The sequence below is a fragment of the Pseudomonas sp. Q1-7 genome, assembly GCF_028010285.1.
In the GTDB taxonomy this organism is placed as follows: Bacteria; Pseudomonadota; Gammaproteobacteria; order Pseudomonadales; family Pseudomonadaceae; genus Metapseudomonas.
The window spans coordinates 5,556,020-5,571,954 of record NZ_CP116304.1; the positions used below are offsets into that span (position 1 = coordinate 5,556,020).

General features: G+C 66.9%; 16 protein-coding genes and 1 other RNA gene. 7 read left to right on the plus strand and 10 right to left on the minus strand.

What is annotated here, in order from left to right:
• Window positions 1-206 precede the first annotated feature (206 nt).
• The 6 genes from PJW05_RS25515 to PJW05_RS25540 all read right to left on the minus strand — a co-directional run bounded on the left by PJW05_RS25515 (window position 207) and on the right by PJW05_RS25540 (window position 7,377).
• Window positions 207-1,826 (minus strand): ABC transporter permease, encoded by a 1,620-nt coding sequence (locus tag PJW05_RS25515; protein ID WP_271409713.1) that lies wholly within the window; start codon window positions 1,824-1,826, stop codon window positions 207-209.
• A 73-nt stretch (window positions 1,827-1,899) separates the two neighbouring features.
• Window positions 1,900-2,901 (minus strand): extracellular solute-binding protein, encoded by a 1,002-nt coding sequence (locus PJW05_RS25520; protein ID WP_271409714.1) that lies wholly within the window; start codon window positions 2,899-2,901, stop codon window positions 1,900-1,902.
• A 98-nt stretch (window positions 2,902-2,999) separates the two neighbouring features.
• Window positions 3,000-4,214, minus strand: coding sequence for a 2-octaprenyl-3-methyl-6-methoxy-1,4-benzoquinol hydroxylase (locus PJW05_RS25525; RefSeq protein ID WP_271412303.1), 1,215 nt, complete (start codon window positions 4,212-4,214; stop codon window positions 3,000-3,002).
• A gap of 49 nt (window positions 4,215-4,263) precedes the next feature.
• On the minus strand, window positions 4,264-5,448 hold the full coding sequence (gene ubiH / locus PJW05_RS25530; protein WP_271409715.1) for a 2-octaprenyl-6-methoxyphenyl hydroxylase: 1,185 nt from the start codon (window positions 5,446-5,448) through the stop codon (window positions 4,264-4,266).
• A gap of 1 nt (window position 5,449) precedes the next feature.
• Window positions 5,450-6,784, minus strand: coding sequence for a Xaa-Pro aminopeptidase (pepP, locus tag PJW05_RS25535; RefSeq protein ID WP_271409716.1), 1,335 nt, complete (start codon window positions 6,782-6,784; stop codon window positions 5,450-5,452).
• A gap of 38 nt (window positions 6,785-6,822) precedes the next feature.
• Complete coding sequence (locus tag PJW05_RS25540) at window positions 6,823-7,377, minus strand: UPF0149 family protein (protein WP_271409717.1); 555 nt, start codon at window positions 7,375-7,377, stop codon at window positions 6,823-6,825.
• 204 nt (window positions 7,378-7,581) lie between these two features.
• Between PJW05_RS25540 and PJW05_RS25545 the strand changes: the two genes are divergently transcribed.
• From PJW05_RS25545 to PJW05_RS25560, 4 genes are all read left to right on the plus strand, one after another.
• Window positions 7,582-7,791 carry a TIGR02449 family protein gene (locus tag PJW05_RS25545; protein ID WP_271409718.1) on the plus strand — a complete coding sequence of 70 codons (210 nt, stop codon included), beginning with the start codon at window positions 7,582-7,584 and terminating at the stop codon, window positions 7,789-7,791.
• On the plus strand, window positions 7,788-8,102 hold the full coding sequence (locus PJW05_RS25550; protein ID WP_271409719.1) for a cell division protein ZapA: 315 nt from the start codon (window positions 7,788-7,790) through the stop codon (window positions 8,100-8,102). The genes PJW05_RS25545 and PJW05_RS25550 overlap by 4 nt, the downstream gene beginning before the upstream one ends.
• Window positions 8,103-8,204: 102 nt before the next feature.
• Window positions 8,205-8,384: non-coding RNA, 6S RNA (gene ssrS / locus PJW05_RS25555), on the plus strand.
• Between the two features lie 9 nt (window positions 8,385-8,393).
• Window positions 8,394-8,990 (plus strand): 5-formyltetrahydrofolate cyclo-ligase, encoded by a 597-nt coding sequence (locus PJW05_RS25560; RefSeq protein WP_271409720.1) that lies wholly within the window; start codon window positions 8,394-8,396, stop codon window positions 8,988-8,990.
• A 49-nt stretch (window positions 8,991-9,039) separates the two neighbouring features.
• On the opposite strand, the gene PJW05_RS25565 is transcribed toward PJW05_RS25560, so the two are convergent.
• Complete coding sequence (locus PJW05_RS25565; RefSeq protein WP_271409721.1) at window positions 9,040-9,171, minus strand: hypothetical protein; 132 nt, start codon at window positions 9,169-9,171, stop codon at window positions 9,040-9,042.
• 206 nt (window positions 9,172-9,377) lie between these two features.
• On the opposite strand from PJW05_RS25565, the gene PJW05_RS25570 reads away from it, so the two are divergent.
• Together PJW05_RS25570 and PJW05_RS25575 are read left to right on the plus strand one after the other, a co-directional pair.
• A complete protein-coding gene (locus PJW05_RS25570; RefSeq protein WP_271409722.1) occupies window positions 9,378-9,827 on the plus strand; it encodes an EVE domain-containing protein in 450 nt (149 codons plus the stop codon).
• A gap of 51 nt (window positions 9,828-9,878) precedes the next feature.
• Window positions 9,879-11,723: a sensor domain-containing diguanylate cyclase gene (locus tag PJW05_RS25575; RefSeq protein ID WP_271409723.1), complete on the plus strand. Its 1,845-nt coding sequence runs from the start codon at window positions 9,879-9,881 to the stop codon at window positions 11,721-11,723.
• Here the strand turns inward: PJW05_RS25575 and PJW05_RS25580 are convergent.
• Window positions 11,714-12,130 carry a flagellar basal body-associated FliL family protein gene (locus PJW05_RS25580; protein WP_271412304.1) on the minus strand — a complete coding sequence of 139 codons (417 nt, stop codon included), beginning with the start codon at window positions 12,128-12,130 and terminating at the stop codon, window positions 11,714-11,716. The genes PJW05_RS25575 and PJW05_RS25580 overlap by 10 nt on opposite strands.
• Window positions 12,131-12,294: 164 nt before the next feature.
• On the opposite strand from PJW05_RS25580, the gene PJW05_RS25585 reads away from it, so the two are divergent.
• Entirely contained in the window at window positions 12,295-13,272 is a 978-nt protein-coding gene (locus PJW05_RS25585; RefSeq protein WP_271409724.1) for an NADPH:quinone oxidoreductase family protein, read from the plus strand.
• Between the two features lie 199 nt (window positions 13,273-13,471).
• Here the strand turns inward: PJW05_RS25585 and PJW05_RS25590 are convergent, their stop codons facing one another.
• Window positions 13,472-14,437 carry a CDP-6-deoxy-delta-3,4-glucoseen reductase gene (locus PJW05_RS25590; RefSeq protein WP_271409725.1) on the minus strand — a complete coding sequence of 322 codons (966 nt, stop codon included), beginning with the start codon at window positions 14,435-14,437 and terminating at the stop codon, window positions 13,472-13,474.
• Complete coding sequence (gene ubiD, locus PJW05_RS25595) at window positions 14,437-15,903, minus strand: 4-hydroxy-3-polyprenylbenzoate decarboxylase (RefSeq protein ID WP_271409726.1); 1,467 nt, start codon at window positions 15,901-15,903, stop codon at window positions 14,437-14,439. Before ubiD ends, PJW05_RS25590 begins: the two co-directional genes overlap by 1 nt.
• Window positions 15,904-15,935: the final 32 nt, after the last annotated feature.

The window sequence follows — 15,935 nt, forward strand, 5'->3', positions numbered from 1 at the left end:
TCCGGGCTTGGCGAGGATGCGGCGGGTCGGCGGCGTGGGATCGCCCACCGCCGCGACAGGCCGGCCGCAACGAATGGCGCGCATTGTAGCCGCAAGGTCGAACCCTGGACACTCCGGCGAATGGGGGGTGCCGATGACCGTCAGGCACGGGCGGAACGGCCCGGAGCCCTGCCCACTGAGCCCGGCGGGGCGTCCTCCGATCGTCGTCAGTGGCCGATCCGGCGTGCCGAACGGCGGATCAGGCCGATCACCGGCAGCAGTCCGACCAGCACCAGGGTCAGGGCGGGCAGCGCGGCGCGGGCCCATTCGCCTTCGCTGGTCATTTCGAAGATACGCACTGCCAGCGTGTCCCAGCCGAAGGGACGCATCAGCAGGGTCGCGGGCATTTCCTTGAGCACGTCGACGAACACCAGCAGCGCGGCACTCAGGGTGCCCGGCAGCAGCAGTGGCAGGTACACCCGGCAGAACAGCGCCGGCCCGCCCACGCCGAGGCTGCGGGAGGCTTCCGGCAGCGACGGGCGGATGCGCGCCAGGCCGTTCTCCAGCGGGCCGTAGGCCACCGCCATGAAGCGCACCAGGTAAGCCAGCAGCAGCGCGCCGAGGCTGCCCAGCAGCAGCGGTTTGCCGGCGCCACCGAGCCAACTGGACAGCGGGATCACCCACTGGCGGTCGAGGTAGCTGAAGGCGAGCATGATCGACACCGCCAGCACCGAGCCCGGCAGCGCATAACCGAGGTTGGCCAGGCCCACCGCCGCGCGCACCGGCCGGGTCGGCGCCAGGCGCCGGGCGAAGGCCAGCAGCAGGGCCACGCAGACGGTGAGCAGCGCCGCTATGCCGCCCAGGTAGAGGGTATGCAGGATCAGCCCGGCATAACGTTCGTCGAGGTCGAAGCGGCCGCGCTGCCAGAACCACACCAGCAGTTGCAGCATGGGGATGACGAAGGCGCAGGCGAATACCAGGGAACACCAGAAGGTCGCGGCCAGGGCCTTGATCCCATGCAGGTGGTAGAGCGCCTTGCCCCGCGGCCGTTCGCTGGCCGGGCGACTGGCGCCACGGGCACGGCGCTCCCCATAGAGCACCAGGCAGACGCCGAGCAGCAGCAGGCTGGCCAGTTGGGCCGCGCTGGACAGGCTGAAGAAGCCATACCAGGTCTTGTAGATGGCCGTGGTGAAGGTGTCGAAGTTGAACACCGCGACCGCGCCGAAATCGGCCAGGGTCTCCATGATCGCCAGGGCCAGGCCGGCGCCGATGGCCGGTCGCGCCATGGGCAGTGCCACCCGCCAGAAGGCCTGCCAGGGCGATTGGCCGAGCACCCGCGCGGCCTCCATCAGGCCCTTGCCCTGGGCCAGGAAGGCGGCACGGGCCAGCAGGTAGACGTAGGGATAGAACACCAGCACCAGCACCAGGATCACCCCGCCGGTGGAGCGCACCCGGGGCAGCCGCAGGCCACTGCCGAACCAGTCCCGCAGCAGGGTCTGCACCGGCCCGGAGAAATCGAACAGGCCGATGAAGACGAAGGCCAGCACATAGGCCGGAACGGCGAAGGGCAACATCAGCGCCCAGTCCAGCCAGCGCCGGCCGGGGAATTCGCAGAGGCTGGTGAGCCAGGCCAGGCTGACACCGAGCAGGGTCACCCCCACCGACACACCGGTCACCAGTACCAGGGTATTGCCCAGCAGGCGCGGCATCTGGGTGTCCCAGAGGTGGGACCAGATCTCCCTGTCCACCTCGCCCCAGGACAGCAACAGGACGCTCAGGGGCAGCAGCACCAGGATGGCGACGGCAAAGCTGATGGGGTACCAGCGGCGCTGGGCGGGATGGGCCACGCAAACCTCTCGGGGATCTAAACGGAACGCCCCGGACTGGCCGGGGCGTCGAGTATAGCGGCAGAGCGGCGGATCAGTTCCAGCCGACCCGGTCCATCATCCGGATGGCTTCGGCCTGACGCTTGCCGGCCACTTCCACCGGAATGGTGTCGGCCTTGAAGCTGCCCCAGGCGGCGACCTCGTCCGAGGGTTTGACCTGCGGGTTCGCCGGGAACTCCTGGTTGATGCCGGCGAACAGGCCCTGGGCCTCGTCGGTGGTCATCCATTCCACCAAGGCCTTGGCGGCCTCGGGATGCGGCGCGTGCCGGGTCAGGCCGATGCCCGACAGGTTGACGTGCACACCGCGATCCGCCTGGTTGGGCCAGAAGATCTTCACCCGCAGGTCGGGGTTCTCCTTGTGCAGTCGGCCGTAGTAGTAGGTGTTGACGATACCCACGTCGCACTGCCCGGCGTCCACCGCCTGGATCACGGCGTTGTCGTCGGCGAACACGTCGGTGGCCAGGTTGTTGACCCAGCCCTTGAGGATTTCCTCGGTCCTGGCCGCGCCATGGGTCTCGATCAGGGTGGCGGTCAGCGACTGGTTGTAGACCTTCTTCGCCGTGCGCAGGCACAGGCGGCCTTCCCAGTTCTTGTCCGCCAGCGCCTCGTAGGTGGACAGCTCTTCCGGCTTCACCCGCTCGGTGGAGTACACGATGGTCCGCGCGCGCAGCGACAGGCCGGTCCAGGCGTGGCTGGCAGCGCGGTACTGGGACGGGATGTCGGCGTCGATCACGGGCGAGGTGAAGGGTTGCAGGATACCCATCTGCTCGGCCTGCCAGAGGTTGCCGGCATCGACCGTGAGCAGCAGGTCGGCCACGCCGTTCTCGCCCTCGGCCTTGATGCGCTGCATCAGCGGGGCTTCCTTGTCGGTGATGAACTTGATCTCGACGCCGGTCTTGGCGGTGTAGGCGTCGAATACCGGCTTGATCAGTTCGTCGATGCGCGAGGAGTAGACCACCACTCCATCGGCGGCCTGGACTGACGTGACGGCGGCGGACAGCGCGAGGAGCGCAAAAAGGGACTGACGTACCCGCATGGCTGGAGCCTCTTGATAGCGACAAAGGCTGAATGATAGTCAACCTCAGTTGCGAACTGTAGGTGTTTTTATGTCGGAGTGTGTACCGGCGCGGCCGCTCAGGCGCGCGCCAGGTCGGGAAGGTCGCCGGAGAGGCCGAGGGCCTGGCGCACGAACAGCGCCTTGGCCTCGGGCATCCCGTCGACCCACTTCAGGCCGCTGTTGCGCAGCCAGCGCAAGGGCAGCGGATCGGCCTGGAACAGGCGCTCGAAGCCTTCCATCGCCGCCATCATCGCCAGGTTGTGGGGCATGCGCCGGCGCTCGTAGCGGCCCAGCACGCGCTCGTCGGCCAGGCGTTCGCCACGCCCGTTGGCGCGCAGCAGGACCTCGGCCAGAACCGCGGCGTCGAGGAAGCCGAGGTTGACCCCCTGCCCCGCCAGCGGGTGGATGGTGTGGGCGGCGTCGCCGATCAGCGCCAGGCCTTCTTCCACATAACGCTTGGCGTGGCGCTGGCGCAGCGGGATGCACAGGCGCGGATCGGCGCCGAGCACTTCGCCCAGGCGCCATTCGAAGGCGCGGCCGAGTTCGTTGCAAAAGCCCGCATCGTCCAGCGCCATCAGGCGTTCGGCCTCGGCCGGGGTCACCGACCAGACGATGGAACACCAGTGTTCGCCGTCCCGCTCCAGGGGCAGGAAGGCCAGCGGACCGTCGTCGGTGAAGCGCTGCCAGGCGGTGCGCTGGTGCGGCTTCGCGCAGCGCACACTGGTGACGATGGCGTGGTGCAGGTAATCCCATTCACGGGTGGCGCAGCCGGCCAGGCGGCGCACCGCGGAGTTGGCGCCGTCAGCGGCCACCAGCAGCGGCGCGCGCAGTTCGCGGCCGTCCACCAGGGTCAGCAGCCAGTCATCGCCGGAGCGGCGCAGGCGCTCCAGGCGCGCGCCGGGCATCAGGCCGATGCCGCTGTCGTGCAGCGGTTCCATAAGGGCATCCTGAATCACGCGGTTCTCGACGATGTGGCCGAGCACCTCGGCATGCACGCTCGACGCGCAAAAGTGGATCTGTCCGGTACCGGAGCCATCCCAGACGTGCATCTCGGAGTAGGGGCTGCTGCGCCGCGCGAGGACGCCGGGCCAGGCCCCCAGGCGCAGCAGGACGCGCTGGCTGGCGACGGACAGGGCGCTGACCCGGGGTTCGAAGGCGGCGGCCGGATCGAACGGCTTGACGCTCAGCGGGCTGCCGTCGATCAGCAGGATATCCAGGCCGCTGTCCTTCAGCGCCAGTGCCAGGGCGCTGCCGACCATGCCGGCGCCCACGATGATCAGATCCGCGCGCAGTTCCATATCAGGCCTTGAGGCTCCCTGTATTCGTGTGAGGCACGCCCGGTCAGTCCGGACGGGTGCCCAGGCCCATGGCCTGGCGGGCGAACCAGCGCTTGGCCGGCGGCAGCAGGTCGAGGCCGAGCAGGCCCAGGTTGCGGCCGGCGGTCAGCAGCGGTTCGGCGTTGGAGAAGAGGCGGGTCACGCGGTCGGAGAAGCCCACGGTGAGGTTCTGGTCCAGGCGCTGGCGCTGCAGGTAGCCCTGCAGGGTTGCGAAGTCGCCCGGCGTCCTGTCGCTGGCCAGCAACGCCTCGGCCAGGGCCTGAGCGTCGCGCAGGGACAGGTTGTAACCCTGGCCGGCGATGGGGTGCAGGCTGTGGGCGGCGTTGCCCAGTACGACCAGGCTGGAGCGTACCTGCTCCTCGGCTTCCACCAGTTCCAGCGGGTACAGGTGCCGTGCGCCGACCTGCTGGAAGGCCCCCAGGCGGTAGCCGAAGCTGTCCTGCAGCTCATCCAGGAAACGCCGCTCGTCCAGGTGCGCCAAGCGCTCGGCGTCGTCGCCGGGGCGGCTCCAGATCAGCGCGCAGCGGTTCTCCGGCAGCGGCAGCAGGGCCATCGGGCCCTCGTCGGTGAAGCGTTCGAAGGCCTGGCCACGATGGGCCTCCAGCGGACTGACATTGGCGATCAGCGCGGTCTGCCGGTAGGCGGTGCGGTGCACGCCGATGCCCAGTTGTTCGCGCAGGCCGGAGCGGCCGCCATCGGCCAGCACCGCCAGGTCGCAGTCGAGCTGGGTCTCGTCGTCAAGGGTCAGGCGATAGCCGCCTTCCAGCGCCTGCATGCCGACCACTTCGGCCGGGCAGTGCCAGGTCACGACCTCCGCGTCCAAGGCCTGCCACAGGCACTGGCCGAGCCAGGCGTTCTCCACCACGTAGCCCAATGCCGGCACGCCTTCTTCCAGCGCGGCGAGGCGGGCGGCGCCGAAGCGCCCGCGGTCGGAGACGTGGATCTGCAGGATCGGCTCGGCACGCCGGGCGATGGCCTGCCACAGGCCCAGGCGCTCGTAGATCTGCCGGCTGCCGAAGGACAGCGCTGAAGAACGGGCGTCATAGCTGGGCTGGAAGCTGTTGCCGGGAGCGAAGGGCTCGATCAGGACGATCTTCCAGCCCCGCGCCCGCGCGCCATCCTGCAGCGCCAGGGCGAGGCTGGCGCCGACCAGCCCGCCACCGATGATCGCGACTTGGCTGCGCTGCATGTCAGGCGGCCTGGCTGCGCGCGGCGGCCATCAGCGCCTCGATCTCGTCCACGGTCTTGGGCACGCCGCCGGTGAGAATGTCGCAGCCGCTTTTCGTGACCACCACGTCGTCTTCGATGCGCACGCCGATGCCGCGCCACTTCTTCGCCACGTCCTGGTTGTCGGCGCCGATATAGATGCCGGGTTCGACGGTCATGGCCATGCCGGGCTCCAGCACGCGCCACTCGCCGCCGACCTTGTATTCGCCGACATCGTGCACATCCATGCCCAGCCAGTGGCCAGCGCGGTGCATGTAGAAGGCCTTGTAGGCCTCGGAAGCGATCAGCTCGTCGACCTCGCCCTTGAGCAGGCCCAGGTCCACCAGGCCGGCGGTGATGACCCGCACCGTGGCTTCATGGGCTTCGTTCCAGTGCTTGCCGGGGGCGATTTCCTCGAAGGCGGCTTCCTGGGATTTCAGCACCAGCTCGTAGATGGCCTTCTGCTCGGGGCTGAATCGGCCGCTGACCGGGAAGGTGCGGGTGATGTCGCTGGCATAGCAGTCCAGCTCGCAGGCGGCATCGATCAGCACCAGGTCGCCGTCCTTCAACGGTGCGTCGTTTTCACGGTAGTGCAGGATGCAGGCGTTCTTGCCGGCAGCCACGATGGAACCGTAGGCCGGCATCTTCGCGCCACCCCGGCGGAACTCGTATTCCAGCTCGGCTTCCAGGTGGTACTCGTAGAGGCCGGCGCGAGCGGCCTGCATGGCACGTACGTGGGCGCGGGCGGACACCTCGGCGGCCTCGCGCATGACCTTCACTTCCGCCGCCGACTTGTACAGGCGCATGTCGTGCAGCAGGTGATCGAGGGCGACGAATTCCTTCGGCGGCTGGGCACCCTGGCGGGCCTTGGAGCGGATGGTGTTGACCCACTCCATCAGGTGCTGGTCGAACTCGGTGTTGGTGCCGATGGAGTAGTAGACGCGACTGCGCCCTTCGATCAGGCCGGGGAGGATGTCGTCGATATCGCCAATGGGGAAGGCATCGTCAGCGCCGAAATCACGGATGGCACCGTCCTGGCCGGCACGCAGGCCGTCCCAGAGTTCACGCTCCGGATCGCGCTCGCGGCAGAACAGCACGTATTCGCCATGCTCGCGGCCGGGAATCAGCACCAGCACCGCTTCCGGCTCGGGGAAGCCGCTGAGGTACTGGAAGTCGCTGTCCTGGCGGTAGACGTGCTCGACGTCGCGGTTGCGGATGCACACCGGCGCGGCGGGCAGGATGGCGATGCTGTTGGCTTCCATCTGCGCCATCAGCGCCTTGCGGCGGCGGGCGTATTCGGCCTTGGGGATTCGGGTCATGCGCGCTCCTTCAGGGCGGGGGGCGCCCGCCACTCGGGTCAATGCAACGAGGGTTTGGCGGCTGGCGCGGCGGGCCTGGCGCACTCGGCGAACAGCAGCAGGGGGGCGACGCGCAGGTACTCCATCACCTCCATGTAGTCGCTCTCGCCGTCGGCCGAATCTTCCAGGGCGCTCTGCACCTGGGCAATGGACGCGAGGTCCTGGAGCACTTCGACGGCTTCGCCGGACAATGCGCCTTCGCGGGCGGTCAGGCCGAAACCGCCGAGGAAGCCCTGGCACCATTGGCCAAGGGCGGCGGCGCGTTCGGCCAGCGGCGAATCGTCGCCGGGCAGCAGCAGGACCACGGCCATCTCGCTGCCGGTCAGCTCGCCTTTGACCATTTCCTGCAGGCCGATCAGGGCCTGGCGCAAGCTGTCCTGCGGGGCGCTGCCGAGCAGTTCGGCGGCGTCCTCCAGCCAGGGTTCCGGGTCGAAGCCGGCGCCGGCGCAACTGCGGCCGAGCAGCAGGCCGTGCAGTTCGGCGGGGGAAACCGGCTGGCCGGCGGAGGCAAGAAGAGCGGCGAAGGCGCTATAAGGAGAATTCGAACTGGACATAGGGATGGCTAGGCGCCAGAGGGCGCAATCACTAGAATGACGGCCTCGTATCCTAGCAGCCTGGCGCAGTGAAGGCAGCATTGGCCTCCGGCCACGAGGCCCGATCCTCGGACATGCGACAATTCGCGCCGGCGCCTGCAGGTTTGACCCTTCCCCGCGACGGTCCTATATAGTCCCGGTCACTCCCCACCAAGTAGACAGCCCATGGAAGACGCCGAACTGCATGCACTGACAGCCAGGCTGGAACTGCTGATCCAGCGCGTCGAGCAGCTCAAGGCCCAGAACCGGCTCCTGCTTGCCGGTGAAAAGGCCTGGCGTGAAGAACGCGCTCATCTGATCGAAAAGAACGAAATGGCCCGGCTCAAGGTCGAAGCGATGATTTCGCGCCTGAAAGCCCTGGAGCAGGATTCATGACCCAGTCCAACACCGTCACCGTCCAAATCCTCGATAAGGAATACTGCATCGCCTGCCCCGCGGACGAGCGCGCCAACCTGGAAAGCGCCGCCCGTTACCTGGACGGCAAGATGCGTGAGATTCGCCACAGCGGGAAAGTCATCGGCGCCGACCGCATCGCCGTGATGGCCGCGCTGAACATCACCCACGACCTGCTGCACAAGCAGCAGCGCCTGGACCAGGAAGCCACCTCCACCCGCGAGCGGGTCCGCGACCTGCTCGAGCGCGTCGACCACGCCCTCGCCGCCGACCCGGACAGCCAGCAGGCCTGAGCCCGTCCGACCGCGACAAAGTGACGCTCTGTGTCGACCTTTGACGCAGCCGGACCGACGCACAGCAGTTTCCTTAACGGTTCTTGGGGTATACTCGCCGCCAGCTCCCTGGTGTGTTGGCCAGTCGGTGATGTCCCTGAGCCGATACATGCAACCACGGGGGTTGCAAGTCGAGGCCGGTGTGCATGTCCGCCTGACGGAAAGCCTTAACGCCTCCTGCAGCCTCCACCTTGAACTTTCGGGTTCAAGGGCTAACCCGACAGCGGCACGACCGGGGAGTCTATTTTCTTCATGATCTGCGCCGGATCCCATTCCCGCCAGAGCCTGCGCCGCCTGCTCCGCCAGGCCCGCCGCGCCCTCAGCCCCTTCCAGCAGAAACAGGCCGCCCGAGCGCTCTACCGCCAGCTCGCGCAGGACCCGTTGTTCCGCCGCGCCCGGCACGTTGCCCTTTACCTGCCCACCAACGGCGAGATCGACCCACGCCCACTGCTGCGCGAAGCCCAGCGCCGGGGCAAGCATGCCTACCTGCCGGTGCTCAACGCCTGGCCACGAGAAAAGATGGTGTTCCAGCGCCTGCGGCCGGGCGAGCGGCTGCAGAAGAACCGTTTCCGCATCCTCGAACCTCGCGCCAATACGGCGCAGCAGCGCAAGGTCTGGGCACTGGACTTGGTCATGCTGCCGCTGGTGGGCTTCGATGAGTACGGCGGACGCCTGGGAATGGGCGGCGGCTTCTATGACCGCAGCCTCGCCTACCTGGCCCGCCGGCGGCAATGGCGCAAGCCGACCCTGCTGGGCCTGGCGCACGAATGCCAGAAGGTGGACCGACTGGAACTGGCCAGTTGGGATGTGGCGCTGCAGGCGACCGTAACGGACAAGGGCTGGTACTGAGACAACTGACGGCGGCACCGCGATCCCTGCGGTGCCGGTCGGTGCGGGATCAGGGCTGCTGGGTCAGATTGACGTGCGCGTTGCTCTGGCGTTCCCACAGGCTCTGCGTGTAACCGGTAGTAACCACTCCGAGGCCGAAAATGATTACCAGTACCCAGAGAATGTCTGGCTTGCGTTTCATTGATTGCCTCCCCCTTGCAGGCAAACTTCGCGCGACAACCGATGGCGAGTTGTAGTTCTGATTGTGGACCGAACGGCGGCAGCAGCTTAAAGCGCGGCATTTTCCGGCAACGTGAGCGAACACGCAATTTATGACGCCAACCGGCCGTCGGCCGGTCTCCAAGCCTGAATGCCCCGATTGAGGACGAACGTACAGGAGCAAAGTTCATGCCTTTCTGGCTGATGAAATCCGAACCCGACGAACTTTCCATCCATGACCTGCAGCGCCTGGGCAAAGCTCGCTGGGACGGCGTGCGAAATTACCAGGCACGCAATTTCATGCGCGCCATGCGCCCGGGGGAGCTGTTCTTTTTCTACCACTCCAGTTGCCCTGAGCCGGGCATCGCCGGGGTTGCGCGAATCGCCGGGGAAACCTACCCGGACCCCACCGCACTGGACCCGCAAAGCCACTACCATGACCCTAAGGCGAGCCCGGAGAAAAATCCGTGGAGCGCCCTCGACGTGGAGTTCGTCGAAGCCTTCCCCCGGGTCATCCCGCTTGGCCTGCTACGCGAGCAGACCGTGCTGTCCGGCATGCCCCTGGTACAGAAAGGCAGTCGCCTGTCGGTGATGCCGGTGACCGAGGAAGAATGGAACGGAGTGCTCGCCCTGCGTTGAGTCAGGGGTGGCACTGTGCTATGAGGGAAAGGAATCCCCCGGGGTGCATTCATGTCCCACTCTCACTCCACCTGGTTGGCCCGAACGGTGCTCGTGCTGTTCTTCCTGGCATTGTGCGGCACCAGCCTGTGGCTCTGGAAACAGTTGGAGAATGGCCAGCAGGAGCGCGTCCGCGAACGCGTCGACTATCAGGCGGGCGCCCTGGCCACCGAGCTGAAGAACAACCTGCTCGATGAAGTCGCAGCCCTGCGCCGCATGGCCTTGTCGTGGAACCATCAGGGCCGGATTCCCCGGGACGAATGGACCTTGCAGGCGAATTTCGCCCTCGCGCACTTCCCCGGCTACCAGTCGATCCAGTGGATGGGCGCCGATCTGCGCATGCGCTGGGTGCTGCCCGAAAAGGGCAACGAAGCCGCGTTCGGCTTCCGCCTGACCCGCAGCCATCCCAACTTCAACCTCGCCATGCAGGCCAAGGCCAGCGGCCAGGCCCAGATGTCCAATAGTTTTTCCCTGGTCCAGGGTGGGCGCGGCTTCGTGCTCTACACGCCGCTGTACATCCGTGACGAACAGAGCGACCGCACATTCGACGGTTTCCTGCAGGGCGTGTTCCGGGTCGAAACGCTGATGGACGAGCTGCTCGCCGGCCTCGACAGCCAGCACTTCAGCGTCCTGTTGCTGGAGTCTGGCCGGCCCATCTACCACCGGGAACAGCCTGATAGCCTGCCGTCTCTCAGCAAGCGCATTCCGCTGCACCTGCTCAACAACAGCAACTTCGTCCTGCAGCTTGCGCCGACTCGCAAGCTGGTGGAGCAACTCAGCTCGCCGCTGCCCCAGGTGGTCCTCGGCGCCGGCCTGCTCACCAGCCTGCTGCTGGTCGCGGCCCTTGCCCTGGCGCTGGATAACGCCCGCCGCGCCAGCGCCCTGCAAGCGAGCAACCAGCGCCTCAACGACGAGGTCCGCCAACGCGAGGGCGCCGAGCAGGACCTGCGGGAGAGCCGCGAACGTCTGCAGCTGGTGCTCGACCTGACCGATTTCAGCCAGGACGGACTGTTCATCGTCGACCTCGCCAGTCGCGACATCCTGCACATGAACCAGGCCACCTACGCCGGCCTGGACTACAGCGCCGATGCCTTCCGCACACGGATGAAGGAAGACCCCGAGCAATTGCTACCCGGTTTCCACGCCTGGCTGGAGCTGATCCGCCAGGCGCACCGGGATGGCGATTCGAGCATCTTCCAGCGGCAGCTGCGCCGCGCCGACGACAGCCTGCAGGCAGCGGAGATCAGCGCCCAGTTGGTCACGCTCAACGGCCGCGACTACCTGATCGGCGTCTCCCGCGACAACCGCGAACGCTTGGAACTGGAGGCGCGCCTGCAGCGGCTGTCCCATCAGGATGGCCTGACCGGGCTCTACAACCGGCGCTATTTCGATCGCCAGTTGAGCGGCGAGTGGCGGCGCCTGCGCCGACTCGGTGCACCCTTGGCGCTGCTGATGCTGGACGTGGATCACTTCAAGGCATTCAACGACCGACTCGGCCACCAGGCCGGCGACGACGCCCTGCGCCGGGTCGCCCAGTCGCTCCAGGAGAGCCTGCGCCGCGAGGGTGACGTGGCCTGCCGTTATGGTGGCGAGGAATTCGCCATCATCCTCGCCAACACGGCCGAAGAGGGTGCGCGGCATGTGGCGGCGCGGGTGATGGAAAAAATCGCGGCGCTGGCCATTGAACACCCCGCCAGTCCGGAGGGGCGGCTGACCCTGAGCATCGGCATCGCCATTTCCGACCCGGCGCGCGAGGAGCAGCCCGACAGCCTGGTATCACGCAGCGACGCCGCGCTCTACCGGGCCAAGCATGAAGGGCGCAACCGCACCTGTCTGTGGGAAAAAAGTCAGGGCTGAATAATCAGGTTGTTGAACAGCAGATCGTCCACCAGCGACTGGCCTTCCTCGCTGTGCAGGACCTGCTGCACCTGCTTGAGGGCTTCCTGGCGAAGCGTCTCCTTGGACTCGGCGGCGCCCAGGGATTCGTCGGTCTGCTGGGCGAAGAGCATCACCAGTTGATTGCGGATCAGCGGCTCGTGGCGGGTGACCTTTTCCTGGGCCTCGGGGCCGCTGACCCGCAGGGAGATATCGGCCTTGTAGTACTTCAGCCGTGGGCCGGAGCCGTAGTTGCCGACCAGCGATGGCACCAGGTCGACATAGGCGACCTTGGGCGCCTCGCCTTCCTTGGGTGCCTCCTCGGCCATGGCCAGCAGGGGTAGGGTCAGGGCCAGCAACATTGCAGTCAGTCTTTTCACCGGGATCATCCTCAGCACGAATGGCGCCTAGCATAGCCACAGCCGCGCCCGCCCCCAAGACCTCCTTATGCCGGCCCATCAGGCACAGCCATGCTGATTGACCGTCGGGGTCCCCCACCTACACTGCAAGGCCACATGCCCGGGGCCAGCGCCCCACGCCAAGGAGCCCCGTGATGAAAGCCGTCCTGTGCAAAGCCTTCGGTCCCGCCGACACCCTGGTGCTGGAAGAAGTCGCCAGCCCCGAACCGAAGAAGAACGAGGTCCTGATCGACGTACATGCCGCGGCGGTCAACTTTCCCGACACCCTGATCATCGAAGGCAAGTACCAGTTCAAGCCGCCCTTCCCCTTCTCGCCCGGTGGCGAAGCGGCCGGCGTGGTCGCCGCGGTGGGCGAGAAGGTCAGCCACCTCAAGCCCGGCGACCGGGTGATGGCGCTGACCGGCTGGGGCAGCTTCGCCGAGCAAGTGGCCGTGCCGGCCTACAACGTGATGCCGATTCCCAAGGGCATCGAGTTCAACTCCGCCGCCGCCTTCGGCATGACCTACGGCACCTCGATGCACGCCCTCAAGCAGCGCGCCAACCTCAGGGCCGGCGAGACCCTGCTGGTGCTCGGCGCCTCCGGTGGCGTCGGCCTGGCGGCGGTGGAGATCGGCAAGGCCATGGGCGCGCGGGTGATCGCCGCCGCCAGCAGTGCCGAAAAACTGGAAGTGGCCAAGGCCGCAGGCGCCGACGAACTGATCAACTACAGCACGGAAAGCCTCAAGGACCGGGTCAAGGAACTCACCGGCGGCCAGGGTGCCGACGTCATCTACGACCCGGTGGGCGGCGACCTGTTCGATGCTGCCATCCGTTCGATCAACTGGAACGGCCGCCTGCTGGTCGTGGGTTTCGCCAGTGGCCGCATCCCCGAACTGCCGGTGAACCTGGCCCTGCTCAAGGGTGCCTCGGTGGTGGGCGTGTTCTGGGGATCCTTCGCCCAACGCCAGCCCCAGGACAACCTGGCCAACTTCCAGCAGCTGTTCGCCTGGTACGCCGAAGGCAAGCTGAAGCCACTGGTATCCCAGACCTTCCCGCTGGAACGCGCTGCCGACGCCATCAACGCCCTGGCCACCCGCCAGGCCGTGGGCAAGGTGGTGGTGGAAGTCCGCTAAAGGCTGGAGGCTGGAGGCTGGAGGCTGGACAGGATTTCGCGCGCCCATCGGCACGTCCGCCGTGTAGGTTGGGCTGAGCCGGCGAAGCCCAACGGACGGACTACCCGCCGCGACGCAGGGCCTCGCTTCGCGAGGCGCCAGCCTACGGCCACACGGCATTCCTTTGTCCAGCCTTCAGCGCGCTTGATCGGCTCTTTTTCTAACGCGGCGCGTAGGCGAACACGTCGGCGCGCATCTGGTGGGCATCCATCCCCGCCGCTACCAGGGCATCGAGGGTGGCGTAGACCATGGCCGGCGAACCGCTGGCGTAGACCCGCAGCGACTTGAGGTCGGGGAAATCCTCGCATACCGCCTCGTGCAGCATGCCACAGCGCCCCTGCCAGGCATCCCCGTCGCTGACCACCTTGTGCAGGATGAGGTTGTCCAGGCTTTGCCAGGCATCCCAATGGGCCAACTGGTAAAAGTCTTCCGGCTGGCGCACGCCCCAGTACAGATGCACCGGGTGCTTGAAGCCGCTGGCGCGGCAATGCTCGATCAGGCTGTGCATCTGGCCCATGCCGGTGCCGGCGGCGATCAGCACCAGCGGCCCGTCGGGCAGTTCCGCCAGGTGGGTATCGCCGAAGGGCATCTTCACCTTGGCCATGCGGGTGCGCTGAAGCTGTCCGAGCAGGGCGATGGCGCTGTTCTCGCGGGCCAGGATATGCAGCTCGATATCCCGCCCGGCACTGGGCGCCGAGGCCATGGAAAAGGCCGAGGACTCGCCGTCGTCACGCTCGATCAACAGGTATTGCCCCGCGTGGTAGCGCGGCGGCTTGCCGGCCGGGGCGCGCAGGCGCACGCGCCAGACATCGCCGCCCACCGGCGTGCATTCACTGACCTGGCAGCTCAAGCTGCGTACCGGCAGTTCGCCCGGCGCCAGCACACCATCCCAATGCAGCACGCAATCTTCCAGCGGCTCGGCCAGGCAGGTGAACAGCTCACCCTGACTCAGCTCGGCGCCGTTCTGTCGCACCCGCCCCTCCACCAGCAGCGCCGCACAGACGTGGCAGTTGCCATTGCGACAGCTCTGCGGGCACTCATAGCCGAGGCGGCGCGCCGCATCCAGGATGCGCTCGCTGGGAGCCGTCTGGATGACCGCGCCGGAGGGTTGCAGGGTGACACGCATCAGTCGATTCCCAGAGAAGACCAGAGCTCGTCGACGCGGCGCTTGACCGCGTCGTCCTGGACGATCACCCGGCCCCATTCGCGGTTGGTCTCGCCTGGCCACTTGTGGGTGGCATCCAGGCCCATCTTCGAGCCGAGGCCGGAGATGGGCGAGGCGAAGTCCAGGTAGTCGATCGGCGTGTTGTCGATCATCACCGTGTCGCGCTTGGGGTCCATGCGCGTGGTGATGGCCCAGATCACATCGTTCCAGTCCCGCGCATTGACGTCGTCGTCGGTGACTATGACGAACTTGGTGTACATGAACTGTCGCAGGAACGACCAGACACCCAGCATCACGCGCTTGGCGTGGCCCGGGTACTGTTTCTTCATGGTCACCACCGCCATGCGGTAGGAGCAGCCCTCCGGCGGCAGATAGAAGTCGACGATCTCGGGGAACTGCTTCTGCAGGATGGGTACGAAGACTTCGTTCAGCGCCACGCCGAGGATGGCCGGCTCATCCGGCGGCCGGCCGGTGTAGGTGCTGTGGTAAATGGGTTTCTGCCGACGGGTGATGCGCTCGACGGTGAATACCGGGAAACGATCCACCTCGTTGTAGTAGCCGGTGTGGTCGCCGTAGGGGCCTTCATCGGCCATCTCGCCGGGATGGATCACCCCTTCGAGGACGATCTCGGCACTGGCCGGCACCTGCAGGTCGCTGCCACGGCATTTCACCAGCTCGGTGCGATTGTCCCGCAGCAAGCCGGCAAAGGCGTACTCGGAAAGGGTATCCGGCACCGGCGTGACGGCGCCGAGGATGGTCGCCGGATCGGCGCCCAGGGCCACCGCCACCGGGAAGGGCTGACCGGGGTGCTTGTCGCACCACTCACGGTAGTCCAGCGCGCCACCGCGATGACTGAGCCAGCGCATGATGACTTTGTTACGGCCGATCACCTGCTGGCGATAGATGCCGAGGTTCTGCCGTTCCTTGTTCGGGCCACGGGTGACTGTCAGGCCCCAGGTGATCAGCGGGGCGACATCGCCGGGCCAGCAGGTCTGCACCGGCAGCTTCGACAGGTCGACGTCGTCGCCCTCCTCCACCACTTCCTGACAGGGGCCGTCTTTCAGCACCTTGGGCGCCATGGCGATGACCTTCTTGAAGATCGGCAGCTTGGACCAGGCGTCCTTCAAGCCCTTGGGCGGCTCGGGCTCCTTGAGGAAGGCCAGCAGCTTGCCGATCTCGCGCAGTTCGCCGACATCCTCGGCGCCCATCCCCAGGGCCACGCGGCCGGGGGTGCCGAAGAGATTGCCGAGCACGGGGATGTCGAAGCCGGTGGGCTTTTCGAACAGCAGCGCCGGACCCTGCCTGCGCAGGGTGCGGTCGCAGATTTCGGTCATTTCCAGCACGGGCGACACCGGGGTGGCGATGCGCTTGAGCTCGCCGCGCTGTTCCAGGCCGCTGATGAATTCGCGCAGATCGCGATACTGCATGCGTGAGCCTCTCGAGGCGTGCAGGTCGGGGC